Origin of the sequence: Paenibacillus lautus (assembly GCF_050482385.1) — a bacterium.
Lineage (GTDB): Bacteria > Bacillota > Bacilli > Paenibacillales > Paenibacillaceae > Paenibacillus_AQ > Paenibacillus_AQ lautus_B.
In genome coordinates, this window is sequence record NZ_JBCNHV010000023.1 from 25,763 (window position 1) to 44,534 (window position 18,772).

The 18,772-nt window shown below is 49.7% G+C and carries 17 protein-coding genes and 1 pseudogene; 5 read left to right on the top strand and 13 right to left on the bottom strand.

Annotation, left to right across the window (positions count from 1 at the left end; genetic code table 11):
* Positions 1-69: 69 nt before the first annotated feature.
* From ABEW73_RS27345 to ABEW73_RS27385, 9 genes are all read right to left on the bottom strand, one after another.
* Positions 70-1,005, bottom strand: a complete 936-nt coding sequence (locus ABEW73_RS27345) for a sugar-binding transcriptional regulator (protein WP_430173811.1) — start codon at positions 1,003-1,005, stop codon at positions 70-72.
* A 107-nt stretch (positions 1,006-1,112) separates the two neighbouring features.
* A complete protein-coding gene (locus ABEW73_RS27350) occupies positions 1,113-1,970 on the bottom strand; it encodes a protein phosphatase 2C domain-containing protein (RefSeq protein WP_430173813.1) in 858 nt (285 codons plus the stop codon).
* 65 nt (positions 1,971-2,035) lie between these two features.
* The gene (locus tag ABEW73_RS27355; RefSeq protein ID WP_430173814.1) at positions 2,036-3,292 is read right to left on the bottom strand and encodes an extracellular solute-binding protein; all 1,257 of its coding nucleotides are present in this window, start codon (positions 3,290-3,292) and stop codon (positions 2,036-2,038) included.
* A 77-nt stretch (positions 3,293-3,369) separates the two neighbouring features.
* The gene (locus ABEW73_RS27360) at positions 3,370-5,061 is read right to left on the bottom strand and encodes an ABC transporter permease (protein WP_430173815.1); all 1,692 of its coding nucleotides are present in this window, start codon (positions 5,059-5,061) and stop codon (positions 3,370-3,372) included.
* Complete coding sequence (locus ABEW73_RS27365; protein WP_430173816.1) at positions 5,045-6,151, bottom strand: ABC transporter ATP-binding protein; 1,107 nt, start codon at positions 6,149-6,151, stop codon at positions 5,045-5,047. Before ABEW73_RS27365 ends, ABEW73_RS27360 begins: the two co-directional genes overlap by 17 nt.
* Before the next feature lie 65 nt (positions 6,152-6,216).
* Entirely contained in the window at positions 6,217-7,281 is a 1,065-nt protein-coding gene (locus tag ABEW73_RS27370; protein ID WP_430173817.1) for an ABC transporter substrate-binding protein, read from the bottom strand.
* Between the two features lie 193 nt (positions 7,282-7,474).
* Positions 7,475-8,710, bottom strand: coding sequence for a response regulator (locus ABEW73_RS27375; RefSeq protein ID WP_430173818.1), 1,236 nt, complete (start codon positions 8,708-8,710; stop codon positions 7,475-7,477).
* Entirely contained in the window at positions 8,703-10,502 is a 1,800-nt protein-coding gene (locus tag ABEW73_RS27380; protein ID WP_430173819.1) for a cache domain-containing sensor histidine kinase, read from the bottom strand. Before ABEW73_RS27380 ends, ABEW73_RS27375 begins: the two co-directional genes overlap by 8 nt.
* A 285-nt stretch (positions 10,503-10,787) precedes the next feature.
* A complete protein-coding gene (locus ABEW73_RS27385) occupies positions 10,788-11,522 on the bottom strand; it encodes a ThuA domain-containing protein (RefSeq protein WP_430173820.1) in 735 nt (244 codons plus the stop codon).
* 157 nt (positions 11,523-11,679) lie between these two features.
* Here ABEW73_RS27385 and ABEW73_RS27390 point away from each other — a divergent pair, with 157 nt between their 5' ends.
* The 3 genes from ABEW73_RS27390 (at position 11,680) to ABEW73_RS27400 (ending at position 14,325) form a co-directional block, all read left to right on the top strand.
* Complete coding sequence (locus ABEW73_RS27390) at positions 11,680-12,558, top strand: AraC family transcriptional regulator (RefSeq protein ID WP_430173834.1); 879 nt, start codon at positions 11,680-11,682, stop codon at positions 12,556-12,558.
* Positions 12,559-13,018: 460 nt separating this feature from the next.
* Entirely contained in the window at positions 13,019-13,609 is a 591-nt protein-coding gene (locus tag ABEW73_RS27395) for a TetR/AcrR family transcriptional regulator (protein WP_430173821.1), read from the top strand.
* Between the two features lie 50 nt (positions 13,610-13,659).
* Positions 13,660-14,325: a DJ-1/PfpI family protein gene (locus ABEW73_RS27400; protein WP_430173822.1), complete on the top strand. Its 666-nt coding sequence runs from the start codon at positions 13,660-13,662 to the stop codon at positions 14,323-14,325.
* A 132-nt stretch (positions 14,326-14,457) separates the two neighbouring features.
* Here the strand turns inward: ABEW73_RS27400 and rnhA are convergent, their stop codons facing one another.
* Entirely contained in the window at positions 14,458-15,120 is a 663-nt protein-coding gene (rnhA, locus tag ABEW73_RS27405; RefSeq protein ID WP_430173823.1) for a ribonuclease H, read from the bottom strand.
* Between the two features lie 28 nt (positions 15,121-15,148).
* Entirely contained in the window at positions 15,149-15,373 is a 225-nt protein-coding gene (locus ABEW73_RS27410) for a hypothetical protein (RefSeq protein WP_430136639.1), read from the bottom strand.
* 258 nt (positions 15,374-15,631) lie between these two features.
* Here ABEW73_RS27410 and ABEW73_RS27415 point away from each other — a divergent pair, with 258 nt between their 5' ends.
* Both ABEW73_RS27415 and ABEW73_RS27420 read left to right on the top strand, forming a co-directional pair.
* Complete coding sequence (locus ABEW73_RS27415; protein WP_430173824.1) at positions 15,632-16,591, top strand: helix-turn-helix transcriptional regulator; 960 nt, start codon at positions 15,632-15,634, stop codon at positions 16,589-16,591.
* Between the two features lie 76 nt (positions 16,592-16,667).
* A complete protein-coding gene (locus ABEW73_RS27420; RefSeq protein ID WP_430173825.1) occupies positions 16,668-17,189 on the top strand; it encodes a DinB family protein in 522 nt (173 codons plus the stop codon).
* 139 nt (positions 17,190-17,328) lie between these two features.
* Here ABEW73_RS27420 and ABEW73_RS27425 read toward each other — a convergent pair.
* Both ABEW73_RS27425 and thpD read right to left on the bottom strand, forming a co-directional pair.
* A pseudogene (locus ABEW73_RS27425) lies at positions 17,329-17,864 on the bottom strand (DUF2179 domain-containing protein).
* A complete protein-coding gene (gene thpD / locus ABEW73_RS27430; protein WP_430173826.1) occupies positions 17,861-18,769 on the bottom strand; it encodes an ectoine hydroxylase in 909 nt (302 codons plus the stop codon). Before thpD ends, ABEW73_RS27425 begins: the two are co-directional and overlap by 4 nt.
* Between the last annotated feature and the right edge of the window lie 3 nt (positions 18,770-18,772).

Consider the following 18,772-nt stretch of genomic DNA (forward strand, 5'->3'; position numbering starts at 1 on the left):
AAGCTGTAATAGCTTCAAATCTCCCTAAAACGAGGTGTCTATTTCGTTATCCACATCAAGTTGAGCATTTCATGATAACAAGGCTTGCGCCGTGAACTGGTCCGTCACCAAAATGTTTGCATATTTACCGACCAGCGCAGCTCGAATGGCATCTACCTTTCGCTGCCCGCCTGCGACGAGAATGGATTTCTCCTTGTGCCGGAGATCATCCAAATCGATGCCCACCGTACGATTGTTAATATTCTCGCTGCACACCCTGCCCTCCGCATCAAAAAACCGGGAGCAAATATCGCCCGCGCCGATCTGCTGCAGTAGTTTCTGTTCTTCCTTGCTCAGATAACCGAGTCGGAACAGCAGCGCGTCCTCATGAACGGTACCCACCGTAAACATGGCGATGTTGGCTTGTTTGCCTAATTGGATAATCCGCTGGATATGCCGGTCCCGCTCCACCATTTCTTTCAGCTCGGTGGTATCAAAGATGACGGGCAGCGGCAAATATCTCGCCATCGTGTGGTACGCCTCGGCAAACAGATTGACGATCTCTGCGGCATACGTGTTCACATGCGAGTGGCTAACGCCGCCCTTCAACTGCACAACCTCAACGCCCCGAACGGGCTTCTGCTGCAGCTGAAGTGCCACGGCATGCATGGTCGTTCCCCAGGTCACGCCGATAATATCGGCATCCTGGACCGTTTCATGCAGGTAATCGGCTGCTCTTTTGCTGATATGCTTCTGGATTTCGCGGTATTCATTGATAGGAGAATAACTCACCAGCACCTGTTCCAGTTCGTATTTCTTCTTCACGCCTTCGCCCAAAGCGTCCAGGTCCTCGAGAGGGTCCACAATGCTGATCTGCACGTAGCCCTGCTCCTTAGCGTGCTGAAGCAGCCTGGAGACCGTAGGACGTGAAACGCCGAGCCTTGTCGCGATATCCTGCTGGCTGTAATCCGACATATAATACAATCTTGCCGCCTCAATGCTAAGGCGCTGTTTATCCTGATCCATGACCCAACCCACTTTTATTTATGTCGTAACCGAATTGGGTACATTATAACGTGATCTGACACAAAATTCGATAGCGAGTTGGAGCTGGCATATATCTTGAACTAAGGTTATCCCAGTCTGATCAAAACCGCCGATTTGTCGTCAGACATTTTAAATCGTGGATAGGTAATACATTCCGGATCGCTATGTTCCAATGCCACCAGCCAATCGGCGTACTCTTTCAGTCCCCGCGACTTAATATTGCGGAACAAAATTTCCTCGGAGGTCCGTCTGCCCCCATTCACCAATTTTTCAGGATAATAGAGTCCGTCGGTATGCAGCAGCAGCTCTTCAAGCTGAATCCGGTTAATCTTGCCGTACTCAATAAAATCCTCAGCGTCCGAGCGTCCATTCAGAACGGAGTAGCCTCTGGCCGTATTCATTTTTTCTTTATTCTTGAGAATGCGGGGCTTCACCAACTCCCATAACTGATCCTTCGACTGGACTCCGGCTAGGACGGCCTGTTCCCAGATTAGCTTGGATTCATAATCAACATGCGCCACATGGTCCCGTGTCACCATGCGCACAGACCCGTCAGCATAGGCACTCATAATCATGCAGTCGCCTGATTGAGCATATTCGATATAATGGTCGGTAACCCGGATCACTGCAATTCCCGCCGTCCATAACTGATCCTTGGAATCGGTCGATATGTCGTGCGCCTGCATTTCCACTCCCAATAAACGATTGGCCTCACGGGTCAACTGCTCCAGATTACGCTTTTCTTCCGGTGAAATCTGCTCAAAGTATCGCTTTAACAACTGCGAGGCAATCCGTCCGCCAGTCTCCCCCTCTGAGCCTCGAAACGGCACCAACGAAGTAGCACCGTCTATAACGCCGTATATCTGCAGCTGATCGTTGATAATAAGCGCATCCTCATTCCAGATACCGCTCCCCTGTATCGACAAATTTTGCACTTTCATCATTTTCCATATCCCTCCCACGGAGCTCCCCCGCATATCATCTCGTTCTCCAATCTCTGTATGCCGGATCAGGGAAGAAGAGGCAGCAGATCGGCTGCCTTCCGTTCCAGATCCGGCCTACGCTCTATCTCCAAGGCTTTCAGCGTTTCATCGATTCGGTTCCAACGTCTGTAATCGTCAGACATTGGTGCAATCCCGTAATCTTTACCGACCAGCCGTAACAACATGTGATAAGGGGTCCCCTCCGCTGTTTGCCACGCCAGCGAGTCCAGGCTATCTTGACGGACCGGCATATAACCTGTAGCATCCAGCAAAGTGTCCTGTATATACGGGGAAGCAATGTGGTTAACAAGCTCCTGCGCCAGTTCTCTGTTGCCTCCCCCGGCAAGTACGGCAAAAGCGCTAAAGCCCGGCGACACCCCTCGGTCCGCTGCTCCCGGCAGAGGAACTGCGCCATAATTGAACTTGCCTGCAATATACTTATCCATCCACTGCATATGTTGCGAGCTTGATACCAGAAGCAGAATCTGTCCGTCCATGAATTCACTCAGAGCCAGTCGGTGCTCCAGAGGAAACATCACACCGGAATCAAACACCAGCCTGTTCCATGCCCCGAGAAGTTTAAGCAGCCGCTCTCTCCTCTCCTCTTCTGCCGGATGGCCCCACATATTCAAAAAAACAAAGGCCAAATTCTCATCCACCGCCATTACCTGCTTCCACTTGATGGACGCATTGCGATGGTTCAGACCTCTCACCCAGCCTGAAATCTCTTCATTTAATTGCTCAAGATCCGCAAATTCCAATTCTCTCTGAAAACTTGCGTTCCGAAGCTTGTCTTGATTATAGTAAAGTACCGGAATCGATGCACCGGCAGGCATCGCCCACAGCTTACCTTGAAACGTGAACGCATTGCGGGCCGAAACCGTTAGGCCCGTTGTCTCGCCGGGCAGTTTGATGGGCTCCAACGCTCCGTCTTCTGCCCATTCCGCCAGACCGTAGGCATTGTTTAATTCCGCAATTTGCGGAGCCCGTCCTGCCGAGATGGCAGCCGACAATTCCGAATGCAGAGCCTCATACGATTGGAAGGTGCGCACATTCATCTCCACTTCATGATAGCGAGCCTGCAAGGACTTGAGTATCGGTTCCCATTCACTGCTGTAAATCCAGCATTCCATTCGCTCGATTTCCTTGATCCTCTGCTCCGGCGGATGCCCGAGCCGCTGGAAATAAGTCGAGTAAACGACCAGGCTTCCGGCAATAATCAGTACAAAGGCGATCCAGATCAGCCCATTCTTGCTCCAAATCCGATTTTTCCGCTCCAGCATGCACCCCTCCCTTTTTTACATTATAAAAGGAAGCAATATTGAAGGAGAACTACCAATTGAGCATTGCAAACCATAAGTTACAGGGACAACCCTTTGCTGCCCGACAACTTGTTCGCAATCAGCAGCGATATAAGCGTAGTGACCGTAAGAATAGAGGCAAGTGCGGCTCCGGTGCCGTAATTGGAGGTAAAAACCTCACTGTAGATGGTGACGGATATGGTGGCCGTTGCTCCATAATACAGAACAAGCGTGGAGCTTAATTCATTAATCGTTGTAATCCAGCTGAGGATGGCACCGGATATAACGCCTGGCGCCATCAGCCGGCCCGTCGTTTTGAAGAAAGTTTTCATCGGCGGCACGCCAAGGCTGATCGAAGCCTCTTCCACGCTTCGGTCCAACTGGTGAAGAACCGCCGTACTCGACCTGATCGTGTACGGGATTTTTCGTACCACGTAGGCAATGACAAGGATGATCCATGTTCCGGTCAGCACTATCGGCGGCTTGTTAAAGGCAATGATCAGACTTATACCAAGCACGGTGCCCGGCATGATATAGGGAATCATAATGATACCGTCGATAAAAGCCGTGAATTTGGATCTTCGGCGCACGAGAATATAAGCGATGAGCATGCCCGCAATAACCATGACGATGATGGACAACACAGAGTAAGAGTACGTATTCATGATCGCTTTGGGCACACGGAAGAACACTTCTTTATAGCTGTCTAGACTGAATCCGCTATGAAACACCGGTCCCTTTTTCGCAAGGAAGGAGGTCACGAGTACGGTCAGCTGGGGCATAATGGATATACAGGCTGGAATAAATGCCAGCACGGTCAATAGAATCTTCGGCATCCGCTTCAGCTTCTTCACCGTCGGCGTTCGCATGCCGGTCATGGAATAATTTTTGCGGGATACAAAATACCGCTGACCAAACAAAACGGCCGTTGAGAAAAAGATCATGACCACACTCAGCGTGCTGGCCATTGCGGGATTGCCGCCCATCTCACTGATAAACTGCTCGTAGGCCAGAATTGGCAGCACTTTGTAGCCCTGCCCAAGCAGCATTGGCGTGCCGAAGTCAGCAAATGAAGCCATGAACACCATCAGTGCCCCTGCCGACAGAGTAGGAAATATGAGCGGCAGCGTCACGGTTCGCAAACGATTCCATACTGTCATTCCCAGACTCTCGGATGCTTCTTCCAACGAAGTATCGATCGTCTTGAGCGCACCGGATACATACAGGAAAATATGAGGGTAGAATTGAAGGGCAAATACGATGACAATCCCGTGCCAGCCGTAGATGGAAGGAATATTAATCCCCAACTCCCGGATGAACCTCGTAACAAAGCCGTTATTGCCCATCAATAATATCCAGGAATACGCTCCGATAAATGGCGGAGATAGCAGAGACATAATAACCATCATCTGCATCAAGCCTTTGCATTTGATGTCGTACCTTGTTGCGATGTAGGCTAGCGGGGTGCCGATCAGGATCGCCAGCACGGTAGCCAACGCAGATACAAGAAAGCTGTTCAGCAGAGCCTGATGGTAGTACTTGAGATGAAAGAAATCCAGGTAGTTCTGCAGGGTTATGCTCCCGTCCTTGCCGATAAAGCTGTTTAACAGCAGGGACACCAGTGGGTAAATAATGAACACCAGCATGAAGATATACACACATACGGTTACAAACGTCCAGAAATCCCATCTTCTGAGCAGCAGACGCTGTCGAACGGTCGGAGACCCGACGGGCTTAAGCTTCGCCTGCACGATAGATCACCTCCAGGCCAACGCTGTCATACATAACGGACCGTTGAAGCTGAAAATCCAGAAACAACCGTTGCTTCTCCTGAAACAGACTTAGGGTTTTGCCCGGATAGTCATGTACATCGATAAAGGTCCCGTCCTCAAGCTTCATTAAGTAACTCACCTTATCGCCCAAGAAGCTGACTGCTTGAACGATTCCTTCAAAGGCAAATGCGGGACTTGGTTCCGCGCTGATCTGCACCTGCTCGGGACGAATTGAAAAAATCACTTTGCCTGAATAAGATTGTTTGATTGGCAGTCGCGTCTCCTTGCCGAGCAACCGTATGGTTCCGGTCCCGTCATCCCCTCCCGATTCAGAAGTGTAGGTTCCTTGCAAAAAGTTGGAAGTACCGATGAAATTGGCCACAAACTGATTCCGGGGGTATTGATAGATGTCCCTCGGAGAAGCGATCTGCTGAATGACTCCCTCGCTCAGCACTGCGATCCGGTCCGAAACGGCGAGTGCTTCTTCCTGGTCATGCGTCACATAAATGGTGGTGATATTAAGCTCCTTTTGCAATTGACGGATATCGCTCCGCATTTTCACCCGAAGCTTGGCATCCAGATTGGACAGCGGCTCGTCCATTAGCAGCAGTGCGGGACGGATGACAATTGCTCTTGCCAGAGCAATCCGCTGCTGTTGTCCCCCGCTCATGTTACCGGGTATCCTGTCGCGAAGATGGGCCAGTTCCACCAGCTCCAGCGCTTCCATCACCCGGCTCTCGATGTCCCGTTTCGAAACTTTCCGGGCGCGAAGCCCGTAGGCCACATTGTCAAACACACTCAAGTGAGGGAAGATCGCGTAATTCTGAAACACCATCCCGATATTGCGCTCATGGGTAGGCACGTCATTAATGACTCGGCTGCCAAAGTAGATATCCCCTTCCTCCTGTTTATAGAAGCCGGCAATCGTTCGGAGAAGAGTGGTTTTCCCACAGCCGCTCGGTCCCAGCAGGGTAAAAAACTCACCTTCGTTTATTGAAAAATGCGCATCATTAACCGCCTTGTTCTCTCCAAAGTATTTTGTAACATGATCGAATACCACTTGACTCATAATGCCTCCATATCCGAGAGGACAACTGCCCACGGATCAGCCAGTCATCCCCCCACCTTTGTGCTCTATTCCTTGCCCATCATAATATCGTTGAATCTACTGATAACAGCCTCTTTGTTATCTGAAGCCCAGCTAAAGTCGTAATCAACCAGTTCGATGTCCGCTGTCTGAGGCAAGCCTTCCACCGGGTCTACATCATCGCGAACCGAGCGGCGCTTAAATTCCTTTTGCACCAGTTCCTGGACATCCTTGCCGACAATAAAATCAATAAACTGCTTTGCTTCATCCGGATTTTTGGTTCCTTTGATGATTGCAGCCCCATCAGGTACAGCTGAAGTGCCTTCGCTCGGATAAATAATGCCGATCTGCGACCCTCCTTCCATGTACCGCAGCGCAGCATCCTCCAGTGTGATGCCGAGAGCAAACTCACCGTCAGGTACGGCGCGTTGGACCAGACTGGAGCCCGACAAAATTTTGCCGTCCATATTGGTCACAAGTTTCTTAACATACTCCCACCCCTGCTCGTCGTCCTTACCAAAAGCCGTCAGCATGGTCACCAATTGCGTATAGGAGGAGCCCGACTTGCCTGGATCGGCAAATGCAATCTGCCCCTTCCACTTGGGATCCAGCAGATCCTCCCAAGATGCAGGCAGCTCATCCTCGGATACCAGCTCTTTGTTGTATGTGATTACCATCGGGAGAGCGTTAAACGGTGTCCAATAGTTGGACGGATCCAGGTAGCCCGGGAAAATATCCCCCTTCTCGCTTGTTTGATACGGCTCGAAATATTCGCTAAATGACGCCAAGGAATCGGCTCCTCCTGCCCAAAAAATATCCCCAAGCGGATTACTTGCCTCAGCCTGCACCCGCTTCAACAATTCACCTGTACCGCCGGAGATCAGATCGACGGATATACCTGTCCGATCCTGAAACTCTTTGATAATCGGGTTGTTGATTTCGGCTGCATTCGGCGAATAAATGGTCAGCTTTCCCGTACCCGTGCTGTTATTCGAATTGGAATCCGAGGAGTCGGACTCCCCCTTGGCTTCGGTTGCAGGAGAGCCACAAGCTGTAATAACACCTAACAAAATGATCACACTAACGATTGTGGTAAGCCATCTTTTCACCATTTTTTGTATCCCCCTTATTTTTGTGTTATTTTCCCTTCCACGAATTCACTATACATGTAAGACTTCCACCTCTCAACGAGACAAAATTGCATAAATGTTTAATTTTTTGCTTAATTTCGTGAATGTAAGCGTTCAAAAAAAGAAGGCCCTTAGCTTTCAAAGGCCTTCTTCTTCCAATATTCTCACACAAATATTACATTTCATGTGATGCAAACATTCTTTTACGATATTCCGTCGGCGTTTCTCCAGTATATTTACGAAAAATTTGACTGAAATAACGGGAATCCTGATACCCCACGGCAAGCGAAACCTCATAAATCCTCACATTCTCGTCCCCCAGCAATTTTTTTGCCTGCTCCATTCTTAACCGGGTTAAATATTCTATAAAGCTGACACCAAGCCGTTTGCGGAACAGGCGGCTGAAATGCGCCTCGCTCAAGTGAAACCGGGCAGCCAGCTGCTGCAAGCTGATATCTTCGTTAAAATGATGCTGGACATACGCCTCCACTTGCCGGAACCCTTCGGCAAAATGCACGGCAGTATCATCCAGATGTTCGATGTCACCGTATACGGACACCCCGCTCTTTTTACTTGCTGCTTTATGCCTGACAACTTCTAACGCTTCCTGATATGCTCGGTCCAACTGCTCAAGCCCCCCATAGGAGAGACTTACCCCGACATAGACCAGCGCTTTGCCAAATCCGGTGACGGTTTCCTTCAACATGCCCACCGCCCCTTCTTCATCCGGAATAATGAACGCTCCTTGCAGCTCATCTATCATAATCAAGGGACTGTAAATGCGGGCATACAACCGTTCCCTTATATGCAGCCACCGCTCATGCCGCTGCTCCTCGCCGTCTTCCTCCATCTGTACCACGGCAACCCGTATCTTCTGTAAGCCGGCGGTCTCCTCCAGCCATTCCTTCAGCATCTCCAAGGAAGCCGTATCCGTGATTCCGAGCATGCTGTCATGAATCAGCTTCTGAACAACGAGCGATTCCCTGTCCCTTTTCCAACTCTGCAGCTGCTCCATCACGCTGGCATGCTGCCTCGTGCGGACAAGCTCCTTACATACCTTGTCGATTGCCTTTACCAACGTATCGGGATCTGTTGGCTTTAATACAAAATCGGAGGCTTTGAGTTTGATCGCCTGCTGGGCATAAACAAAATCATCAAATCCGGTAAGAAAAATCACCTTCAACTCTGGACAGAACTCCTGGGCCGACCATGCCAACTCTAGACCGTCCATGCCGGGCATTCGAATGTCAGAGATGAGAATATCCGGTTGAAACGCCTGAATTTGCTGCACTGCCTGTTCTCCGTCCGCCGCTTCACCGACCAGAACGCAATTCAGCGCCTCCCAATTGATCGTCTGCTTCAATCCTTCGCGGATCATCCATTCATCATCGGCAATCAGAATTTTAAACATCGCTTACCGCCTCCCGTATAATCGGTATACTCAGACTGACTTTCGTCCCTTGACCCGGCAGGCTATCAATATGCAGAACGTAGGCATGTCCAAAATGCAGTTCCAGCCTCCGCAAGAGATTATGAAGTCCGATTCCGGTCGTCCTTGTCCCCTCACCGGAAACGTACTCTCCCCGCAGGATGCGCTGCAGTTTATCCGGAGCTATCCCGAGTCCGTTATCCTCCACCACGAACTGCACCCGCTCTCCCGCCAACCGGCCGGAGATAAGCAGACTACCCTGACCGGCTTTCATCTCGAGTCCGTGGTTAATCGCATTCTCCACCAGCGGCTGAATTAGCAATTTGGGGATGCATAAATCAAGAATGCCTTCATCGATCTCCACCGAAATCGTAATTTTATCCCGATAACGAATTTCTTGGATTGTCAGATAATTGCGAATTTGCTGCATATCCTCACGAATGGGGATAACGGTATTTCCTCGCCGGATGCTGAAGCGCAGCAAGCTGCCCAGCGAAACCGCGATGCTGCTGATCACCTCGATCCTGTGAATCCGCGCCATCCAATTGATGGAATCCAGCGCATTGTACAAAAAATGGGGGGTGAACTGGGCATGAATCGCTTTGATCTCCGCCTCCTGCACCTTTAGCTGCTTCTCGTACACCTGGTTAATCAGTTCCTTGATCCTCTGAAGCATCCGGTTAAAGCTTCCGCCCAGATGACCAACCTCATCCCGGTACTTCGAATCGAAGGTGACCTCAAGGTCCCCCTTCTCAACCTGCCTCATTAGTCGACGCAGCTTGTGGAGCGGTCGGGTAATGTAATCGGACAGCAAGAAGGCCGTGCAGTAGGAGATCAGCACTCCGAATATGACAATGAATATCGTGAAATTGCGAATGCTGGCGCTCTCACCGGTTAAAGCGCTAACAGGAACCACATTGATCAATTTAAAACCATGGGTATCGGATGTATCGTAAATGACCATATGTTCAACATCCTGTTCCTTTATTCGGAAGAATCCCTTTCTTTCTTGCAGAATGGTGGAAAGGTAAGGTTTCTCAAGGCGCGTGCCGACCTCCAGTTTGGAGAGATGGCTGGAAATGATATATCCTTTGTCATCCAAAAGATACACTTCTCCCCCGTCATACCGGTAAGCCCTTTCATATTTATCCGCGAGGGCAGGCTCCATAATGTCCACGATGAAATATCCCAGCGGTTTGCCGGTATCAATCTGTTTAAGCAATCGGCCCGAGCTGAGGACCGTCCCGTAATCCTCGAATTTTTTCAAGGAATAATGGCTATCCCAGACCACACTTCCACCTGCCAGCCTTGCTTTACGAAAAAGCCCCCAATCCGCGTTATAACGTAGATAGGAGCTTGGTATAAATTTTCCCGTAAAGTAACGGTCTCCGTTCTCTCCGAGCACATACAGCTGGATATCCCATGATTTAAAACCGAGGAAGCTGTTCAAAATGGCAGCGACCTTCTGCTGGTCGCGGTATTTCTCTTCCACGCTTCGAGCAGCCGGCTTGGACAGAATCTCCTGAATGTCTTTGTTGCTGTACAGATACATGGACAGCTGTTCAATATCTTCGACGAAGTAATTAAGACTGTAATTGATTTGAGATAGGTTTTCCAGAATGATTTCATTGGCTTTGGTCTGGATTTCACTAGAGGCTTTACGAATGGAGAAAATGCCTAACACTGCGAGAGGGATGACCGCAATCAGAAGAAACAGCAGCATCAGCTTAGTCTTCAGTTCCATGGCATGCAAACGATCCATCCAATAGTTCATGACTGGCTCACCCATTTTCACTCGAATTTCAGATTAATATAGCATAAAATGTCGGATGCACCAATCCTCTGGCATCTATATACTGTCTCTCAGAAATGATCCCTGATTCTGCAGCTTTACCGTTTACGAATGACATGCTCGTTAAATCGGATAAGCTCTATGCCTTCAGCCAATAAAAAATACACCCCTAAGAATTTCATCGGTTAAACCCAAGGTTTAATCCAATCTCCATTCCAAGGGGTGTACTTCAACCCTTATACGGATGTCGTCTAGCGAGGCAAAACTTTAGATCAATGCTTTGTACTCCAGCGGAGATACCCGGCCATAAGAAGCTTTTGCCCCTTGGATCGGTGCCGCCCAGGCTGCGGCATTCGTAATTACCTGCTGAATTTCAGGTTGATGGTAGGTAGGGAATGCTTCATGACCCGGTCTAAAATAGAACAGCTTGCCGCGTCCGCGCTTGTAACAGCAGCCACTGCGGAATACCTCGCCACCTTCGAACCAGGAGACAAACACCAGTTCATCCGGTGCCGGAATCTCAAAGCGCTCACCGTACATTTCTTCCTGTGGAACCTCGATATATTCTCCAAGTCCGCTAACGATCGGATGGCTGGGATCGATGACCCACAACCGCTCCTTCTCACCGTCATCGCGCCATTTCAGTGCGCCTGTATTCGTGCCGAGAAGGCGCTGGAAAATCTTCGAGCCGTGACCGGAATGCAGCACGATGATCCCCATACCGTCCAGTACGCGCTGGCGCACTTTTTCCACGATATCATCCCGCACTTCGCCGTGAGCCACATGCCCCCACCAGATCAGAACATCCGTTGAAGCGAGCACCTCATCCGTCAAGCCGTGTTCGGGATCATCCAGTACGGCGGTGCGTACGACGAACTGTGCATCCTTTCCCAGAAAATCAGCAATCGTACGGTGGATGCCTTCAGGGTAAATCTTAGCGATCTGTTCATTATGTCTCTCGTGCCGGTATTCATTCCATACCGTTACATTGATATTAGCCAAGCGTAGTGGCCTCCTTTAATATTGAAATGAAGCGACCTCTTATACATTCATCCCAAGTATAGGCTGTGTTACAATGAACGGGAATGTGTGAAAGTTACTCTTTTTGTACAAAAACGACTTCGCTTTTTTGGGAGAGAGGGTGGAATTCGTGCTATCGATGAACGCTGACTATGTGCCAAGGATCAAACTGATGGGATTTGTCTCCTACAAGAACCCCTGGATTCATTTCAAGCGGAACACACATGAGTATATTCTGTATTTCGTGAAGAGCGGCGAGCTTCATATGCGGGAGAACGGCGTTTCCCATGTGCTCAAGAAAGGCGACTTGCTGGTCCTTGAACCGCATCTGGACCACGAGGGAACACAGAAACATCCCTGCGACTACTACTATATTCATTTTGAACACCCCGATATTCATCAAGCCCCCGAGAGGCCCTTGTCCTTGCTAGCCAAGCAATGGATCATGGGCGAGAACCAAACGGCAGGCAACGATGACAGCAGGCAGCTATATTTCCCCAAGACCTGCACGCTAACCCAGAAAAAAAGCCTTCATCACATGTACCATGCCCTCGGCGAAATGCTGCAGCTGTACAGACGGAAGCACTTTAACCGCAGTTTGACGGCACTCAAATTCATGGAAATGCTGATCGAGCTGTCCCGTGAGAGCCTGTTCGATGAGCTGGAGAAGAACAGCCCGCACACCAAGTCCTATATGAAGGTGCATGCGCTGCTCGACTACATCCATGAACATTACGCCGAGAAAATCATCAGCTCGGAGATCGAGCAGCGATTCGAATGCAACTATGATTACATCAATCGGGTGTTCACTAAGCTTACCGGCCATACGATCATGCGCTATGTGAATCAGGTTCGAATCAATCATGCCAAGGAGTTAATCGAGGCCACCCACCTCAGCTTTGGGGAGATCGGGTACCTAACCGGCCTGGAGGATCCGTTCTATTTCAGCAAGGTGTTCAAAAAATATGTCGGTATGTCCCCCAATCAATACTATAAGCAGGTCCGCGAGAAGGAATAAGGTGAAGTGTACTCGTGGCTAGGCTCCCGGTATAAAGATCGTCCTATTGTGGATAGATCCACTGCAAGCGTAACGGCTAACCTCCGGTTTTGGGGATAACCGGTTTCCTCCCACCAGTTAATAGGGAGTTATGCTTGCACTTCTCCACATTTGTTCACAAACGCTGGATAACTAGCATGAAATATATAATCGAAATTCGATTTGTGCAGAACGAACGGGGATAATGTTTATAACTCTGTGTATAACGAAGCCATTCATAATGTTATACACAATCCTTCCGGTGTAAAGTAAGCGTCCTTTGTTTGAATTATCCACATATAGCGATTTGTATTTATTCGCATGTTTCACTCACATACTAGAACCCCGATAGGCACAAAATAATTGACTTTAGCAGTCCCCTACAACATACTAAACTAAGAGACCGATCGGTTTCTTTTTTTAGGGAAAGGTTGTCGGTGAAATGGCAAAAGGATTGGAAACCCGTGACAATATTATCCGGAAAGCGGCCGTTATTTTTAATAAGAAGGGTTTTTATGGCTCTTCCATGTCGGATATCATGCAATCAACTGGTCTTGAAAAAGGCGGTATTTACCGACATTTCAAGAGCAAAGATGAGATCGCATTGGAAGCATTCGATTATTCATCCGATGTGCTGCGTCAAGCCTATCGATCTGCTGCGCATCAGGCGCAAACCGCAGAAGGCAAACTTCTGGCTGTTCTTTCGGTATATGCCGGCCGAGGGCAAGCACCACCGCTGGAGGGGGGCTGCCCGCTGCTCAACACAGCCATCGATTCGGACGACACCCATCCCCTGCTGAAGCAGAAAGCACGTGAAGCGATGGAGGAGTGGCTCCAATTTTTGAACCGCATTATAACCGAGGGGATTCGGGCCGGCGAATTCCGTAAAGATCTGCAAATCGAACAAATATGCGTGTTCCTGACCTCGGCCTTTGAAGGAAATATAATGATGCAACAGCTCTTTAATAACGATCAATATGCCGAGCTGTATGTCGAACAACTGAAGGCTTATATTCATAACTGCATGAAATAAGGCCTTTCTTTTTACCCAAAAAAAGACCGATCAGTCTCAAAAATACTTGAATGGAGCTGTTATCCCTGAAAACACCCGTCCAAATCGGTATCATTCTGTTTGACCATGTAGATGTCTTGGATTTCGCTGGACCGTTTGAAGTTTTCTCGTTAAGTGTCTTTGAACCCGAGGATGTCTCACGATTACTGATGAAAGATCTCCCTCTTCAAGAAAAACCCTTTCATGTCACGATGATTTCGAATACGCTGGATACGGTAACGGCTCATAACGGTCTGCAGCTTGTGCCTCAACTACAATTCAAGGATGATCACCCTCCTTATGACCTCGTCATTGTGCCAGGCGGCCCCTTAAAGGCCGTCCGCCAGTGCTTAAAGAACCGTGAATTACTCCAGTGGATTGCAAACTATGCTGTCGCGGGCTGTAAAATAGCCTCGGTATGCTCCGGTGCCCTTATCCTCGCGGAAGCGGGGCTTCTAACGGGCAAAAAAGCCACAACCAATGCTTATGCACTAGAGTATTTGGAAGCACGGTATCCCGATGTGGAAGTGATAAAGGATGTGCGGTTCGTGGATGAAGGAAATATTCTCACCTCAGCCGGGGTATCTGCCGGGTTGGACATGGCGCTCTATCTGGTCGGCCAGTGGCTGGGGCCCGAAGGATCTCAAAGAACGGCTGACACGATAGAGTACCCGTATTGGAATACCGGACCTGCGTAAAGCATACATAAACGAAAAAGCCAAGGCGCAGGTTCTAAGGTTCCGCGCCTTGGCCTTAACTTGTCACTTCATATCAGTCCGCATACTCCAGTCCATGGAAAATGCACCGTTTTCTACGTCGTAGTCGTATGATTACTTGCGCCCGTAATCGGCCTTGATCTCTCCCCAGCTCTTCGTCTGCCATTTCAGCACCTTGTTCTCATATGTATTGGTTCGAAGCCAGTGCTCGGCCCGGTCCACCAGATCCCAGATCTCTTGGGTTGACGCGTCGCGCGGAAGCGTGGTGGCCACCTTCTTCTGCTTCAGCCATTTGAGTGCATTCATGGAATCGCTGTACACGGTTTTGGTGCTGCCAATTTTCTTCAGGTAAGCCAGCGCGTGGACGATGGCCAGAAACTCGCCGAGATTGTTCGTTCCCTTCGAAATCGGTCCGCACGAGAACAGAATATCTCCCGTCTGCGTATCCACGCCTTTGTACTCAACGGGTCCAGGGTTTCCCCGCGTCCCCACATCTACAGAGATGCTGTCATAATCGATCTCGCCGGGTTCTTCGGCAGTAGATGCGCTGCTGCGCTTATAGCTCTTGGAGCCTGAGCTGCCCGACTTGCTTCCGGACTGCTGCCCCCAGTAATTTTTATAACCTGCCGCATAAGCCTGTTCCGCTTCGCTTCGGGATTCGAACGCCTTGAACTTCGCACCTGTAAACTGATTAACCTGCTGTTGGCATTCGCCCCAGCTTGTATAAATTCCGGGCACTTTACCTACCCAGACTACATAATATTTTTGCTTCGCCATCATAAACCTCCATCCTGAACTAACCTCTCTAGCGTACTATATCACATCCTCCGAAACCAACAAAAAAAGCGCCATCGTCTCCGATCCGCTTTCTGTGCTTGATCTTATTCAATTGTTCCTGTTTCGTCGGCTTCACTCTCACATGCTGGGACAGCGCACTGTAATCTTCGTTGGTCTTTCTCATCGAGACGGCTGACCATGTTCCGGCACGTTCCGCTTTGCGGAGCGATTTTTGCGTTTTGGTACGGGCCATGAGGCTCACACTCCTTGTATTATGGGATTTCCTATATTGTAAGGCAAAATGGGTGGGAATGGAACAAAAGCCGGTCAGGTTCCGGCCACTCCGCATGAACGAACAATCGCCAGCCGTATATTCCTTCTCACTTATTTATAGAAGAGATCTCATTTTCCGACTCATCTGGTATCTCTTCTCCTTCTTCATAAAACCTATGATATAATACGGAATCATTGGAGAATAGATCCCAAACAGACAGGAGGAGCTAAAACCGATATGAAACTGGAGCGGCTCATATCCATGATTTACATGCTGCTGAACAACGAGATCCTGTCTGCGTCTGCCCTGGCAGAGAAATATAACGTGTCACAAAGAACCATATACCGCGACATCGATGCGATCTGCGCAGCCGGCATTCCGGTTGTATCGTATCAAGGAGTGAACGGCGGGTATGGCATTATGGAACAATACAAGATGGACAAAAGCTTGCTCGGCTCCTACGATGTCAGCGCCCTGATCACCATCCTGCACAGCATGTCAACGGTGTTTGAGGATGAACGGGCTATGGATACCATTCAGCGTCTGCAGACCATAGACCGTTCCGGCAACTCCGCATCGCAGGGATTGTCCATGGATATCGGGAGCTGGCGCTCTTACAACGAAAGCCTCCGTCTCCTTCGCCGCGCCATTACCGACAAGCATGTGATCTCCTTTCAATACATAAGCGCCAAGAATGAACGCATTCACCGTAAAGTCGAACCTCTGCGACTCATGTATAAATTCGGATCCTGGTATTTGTACGGCTTCTGCAGAACCAGAGCCGATTACCGCGAATTCCGGATTTCGAGAATGTCGGAGCTGTCCCCATCCGCCGAGCCCTTTCAGCACCAGCATTCAGAGGAGCACACGCACGGGCCCCATCTTCAAGAGCAGAATCCGTACCACCGAGGGGAGCAGCATACCTGGGAGCCTTCACCCGATGCGATAGAAGTCATCCTTCACGTATCTCCCCGGGCCTTGGCTAGAGCGATGGATCGTTTCTATGATGTGCAGCGGGAATTTCATGAGGACGGCTCGCTCCGTCTCACGTTCAAGGTCGAACATCCAGATTCGTGGTGGTTCTGGTCTACCCTGCTGAGCTTTGGCGAGGATATCGAGATCATTGAGCCGGCTGACTTAAGGATGCGCATGCAATCCAAATTAGAAGCCATGCTGCAGGTTTACGCAAAAGTATGACAGTCCGCTGTCATACTTTTTTATTTACAATGTTCCCAAGAAAGCAAAAACGAAGAAGCCAAAGGGGACGATCACGATGAACTATCCTGTCAAAATGTATGAGTACCATGTATGGGCCAACCAAGCGATATTCAACCGCCTGCTGGAGCTGCCGGGCGAATTGTACAATCGGAAAATAACGAGCATTTTCCCAACTGTATCCGAAGCGTTGATTCACATCTACACGGCGGATCTCGGATGGATGAACATTTTGTCCGGAATGGACATGAACCATGCTTTAACGGAGGCCTTCCAGCTCCGAGACGAGCTTGAGTCCATTTCACTGGAGGGTCTAAACCTCCGGTTTATCGAGCTGTCAGAGCGATTCACGGCTTTTCTCAGCCAAAACCCTGACCTGGAACGGATCATCCGATTGGATAATCCTTATGCCGGGATCCGGGATACCCGTCTGTCCGAGATTATGCTTCATGTCGTGAACCACGGCACGTACCATCGTGGAAATATTGCCGCCATGATGCGCCAGCTCGGAAGCTCCTCCGCGATGACCGACTACGCTTTCTTTTGGTACCAGAATGAGCAGGAGTTGGTTCTTACCTGAATGACTCGAACCATAGCGGCAATCGCCCCTCGCCCCTGATCCAGAAATTCCATACCAGGTATTAGGCCGGCAAATACAGCACCCCAAAAAACCTGCTTCAGAATTGGGTTCCAAAGCAGGCTTTCCTATTACATGTGTTCTACAATTTCAGTTTGCGTCCTTCCGTCAATCGTACCCAGAAGCCGCCCTTGAAACTCTTCGGTTCATGGGAGATAATGAACGCCTGCGGCGACATTTTGGATAGTGACTCCATCAACCGCCGCTCGTTCTTCCGTTTCACGAGCACTTGAAGCACGAGCCGTTTGCCATCCTTGCCGTCCGCTTCCCAGGCGGTCACGCCATATCCCTTCTCCCGCAGGTTCATCGCCAGGTTCGTCTCAACAGAATTAACAATGACCTGTACCACGATGTACCCAGTGCCAGATACTCCTCAATCCGGCTGCCCGCATACACACCAAGGCCGAAGCCGAGGCAATAGGCCGCCATATTAAAGGGATTGTCCAGATTTTGCAGGACGAGATTGAGGCCGAGCAAGTAGACGAATACCTCCAGCATGGCCAGAAGGGAGGCGATCCCCCTTCTGCCTTTGATCATCAGAATCAGCCGCAGCGAAAAGATCGAGACATAGATCACGTTGATGCCGATGATGGAACCGATAAGGGACAGCGAGATCATAGAGAATCACGGGTGGCGATATACTCCGGTCTTGGCTTCTGGCCCGAATACGGCTGTTTGACCTTGTTCTCCACGCTGTTATAAACCATGAAAATATTGCTGCGCGGCATCGGCGTAATGTTACTGTTCGAACCGTGCATAATGTTGCAGTCAAAAATCACGATTGAGCCCGCTTTGCCAACCGGCGTGTCGATACCGTCTTTCTTCACCATCCGTGTCAGGCTGTCATGATCCGGAACACCGTACTCCTGCTTGCGCAAGGAATCCTTGAAGTGATCCTCCGGCGTTTGGCCGATGCAGGCAACGAATTCCTTATGCGACCCAGGTACAACCATAAGCGGTCCGTTATAAGAGTAGTTATCCTCTAGTGCAATGGAGCAGCTCAAGGCTCTCATGCGAGGCATTCCATCCTCGACATGCCACGTTTCGAAATCGGAGTGCCAATAAAACTCCTTGCCCGTGAAGCCCGGCTTGTAATTAATTCGGGATTGATGGATATACGTTTCGCTTCCCAAGAGGTATTCCATAATCGCCAGGAGTCTCGGATGCTGGGATAGCTTCTTGAACACTTCGTGGCTCTTATGCACCGCAAATACCGACCGCACCTCATCTCCGCCTGGCTCCCGGATCACTTCATCCTTCTCCGCTTCTCTTGCCGTTACCTGCAAACTGCGGGCTTCCGCCTGATATTTCGACAGCTCCTCTCGACCAAAGAAGTCTTCCAGAAATAAATATCCGTTGCGCTCATAGAAGTCGGATTGTTCCTGCGTTAACGCAGCATCCGGACTCCATTCGGAATGAACGACAGGGTCCTGTCTCTTTAGGATTCGGGGCTCCGAATGTATTCTTGAAGGATAAACGTCCAGTTCTTTTTCCTGAAGGGCCGACACATGATTATTACTCATCGC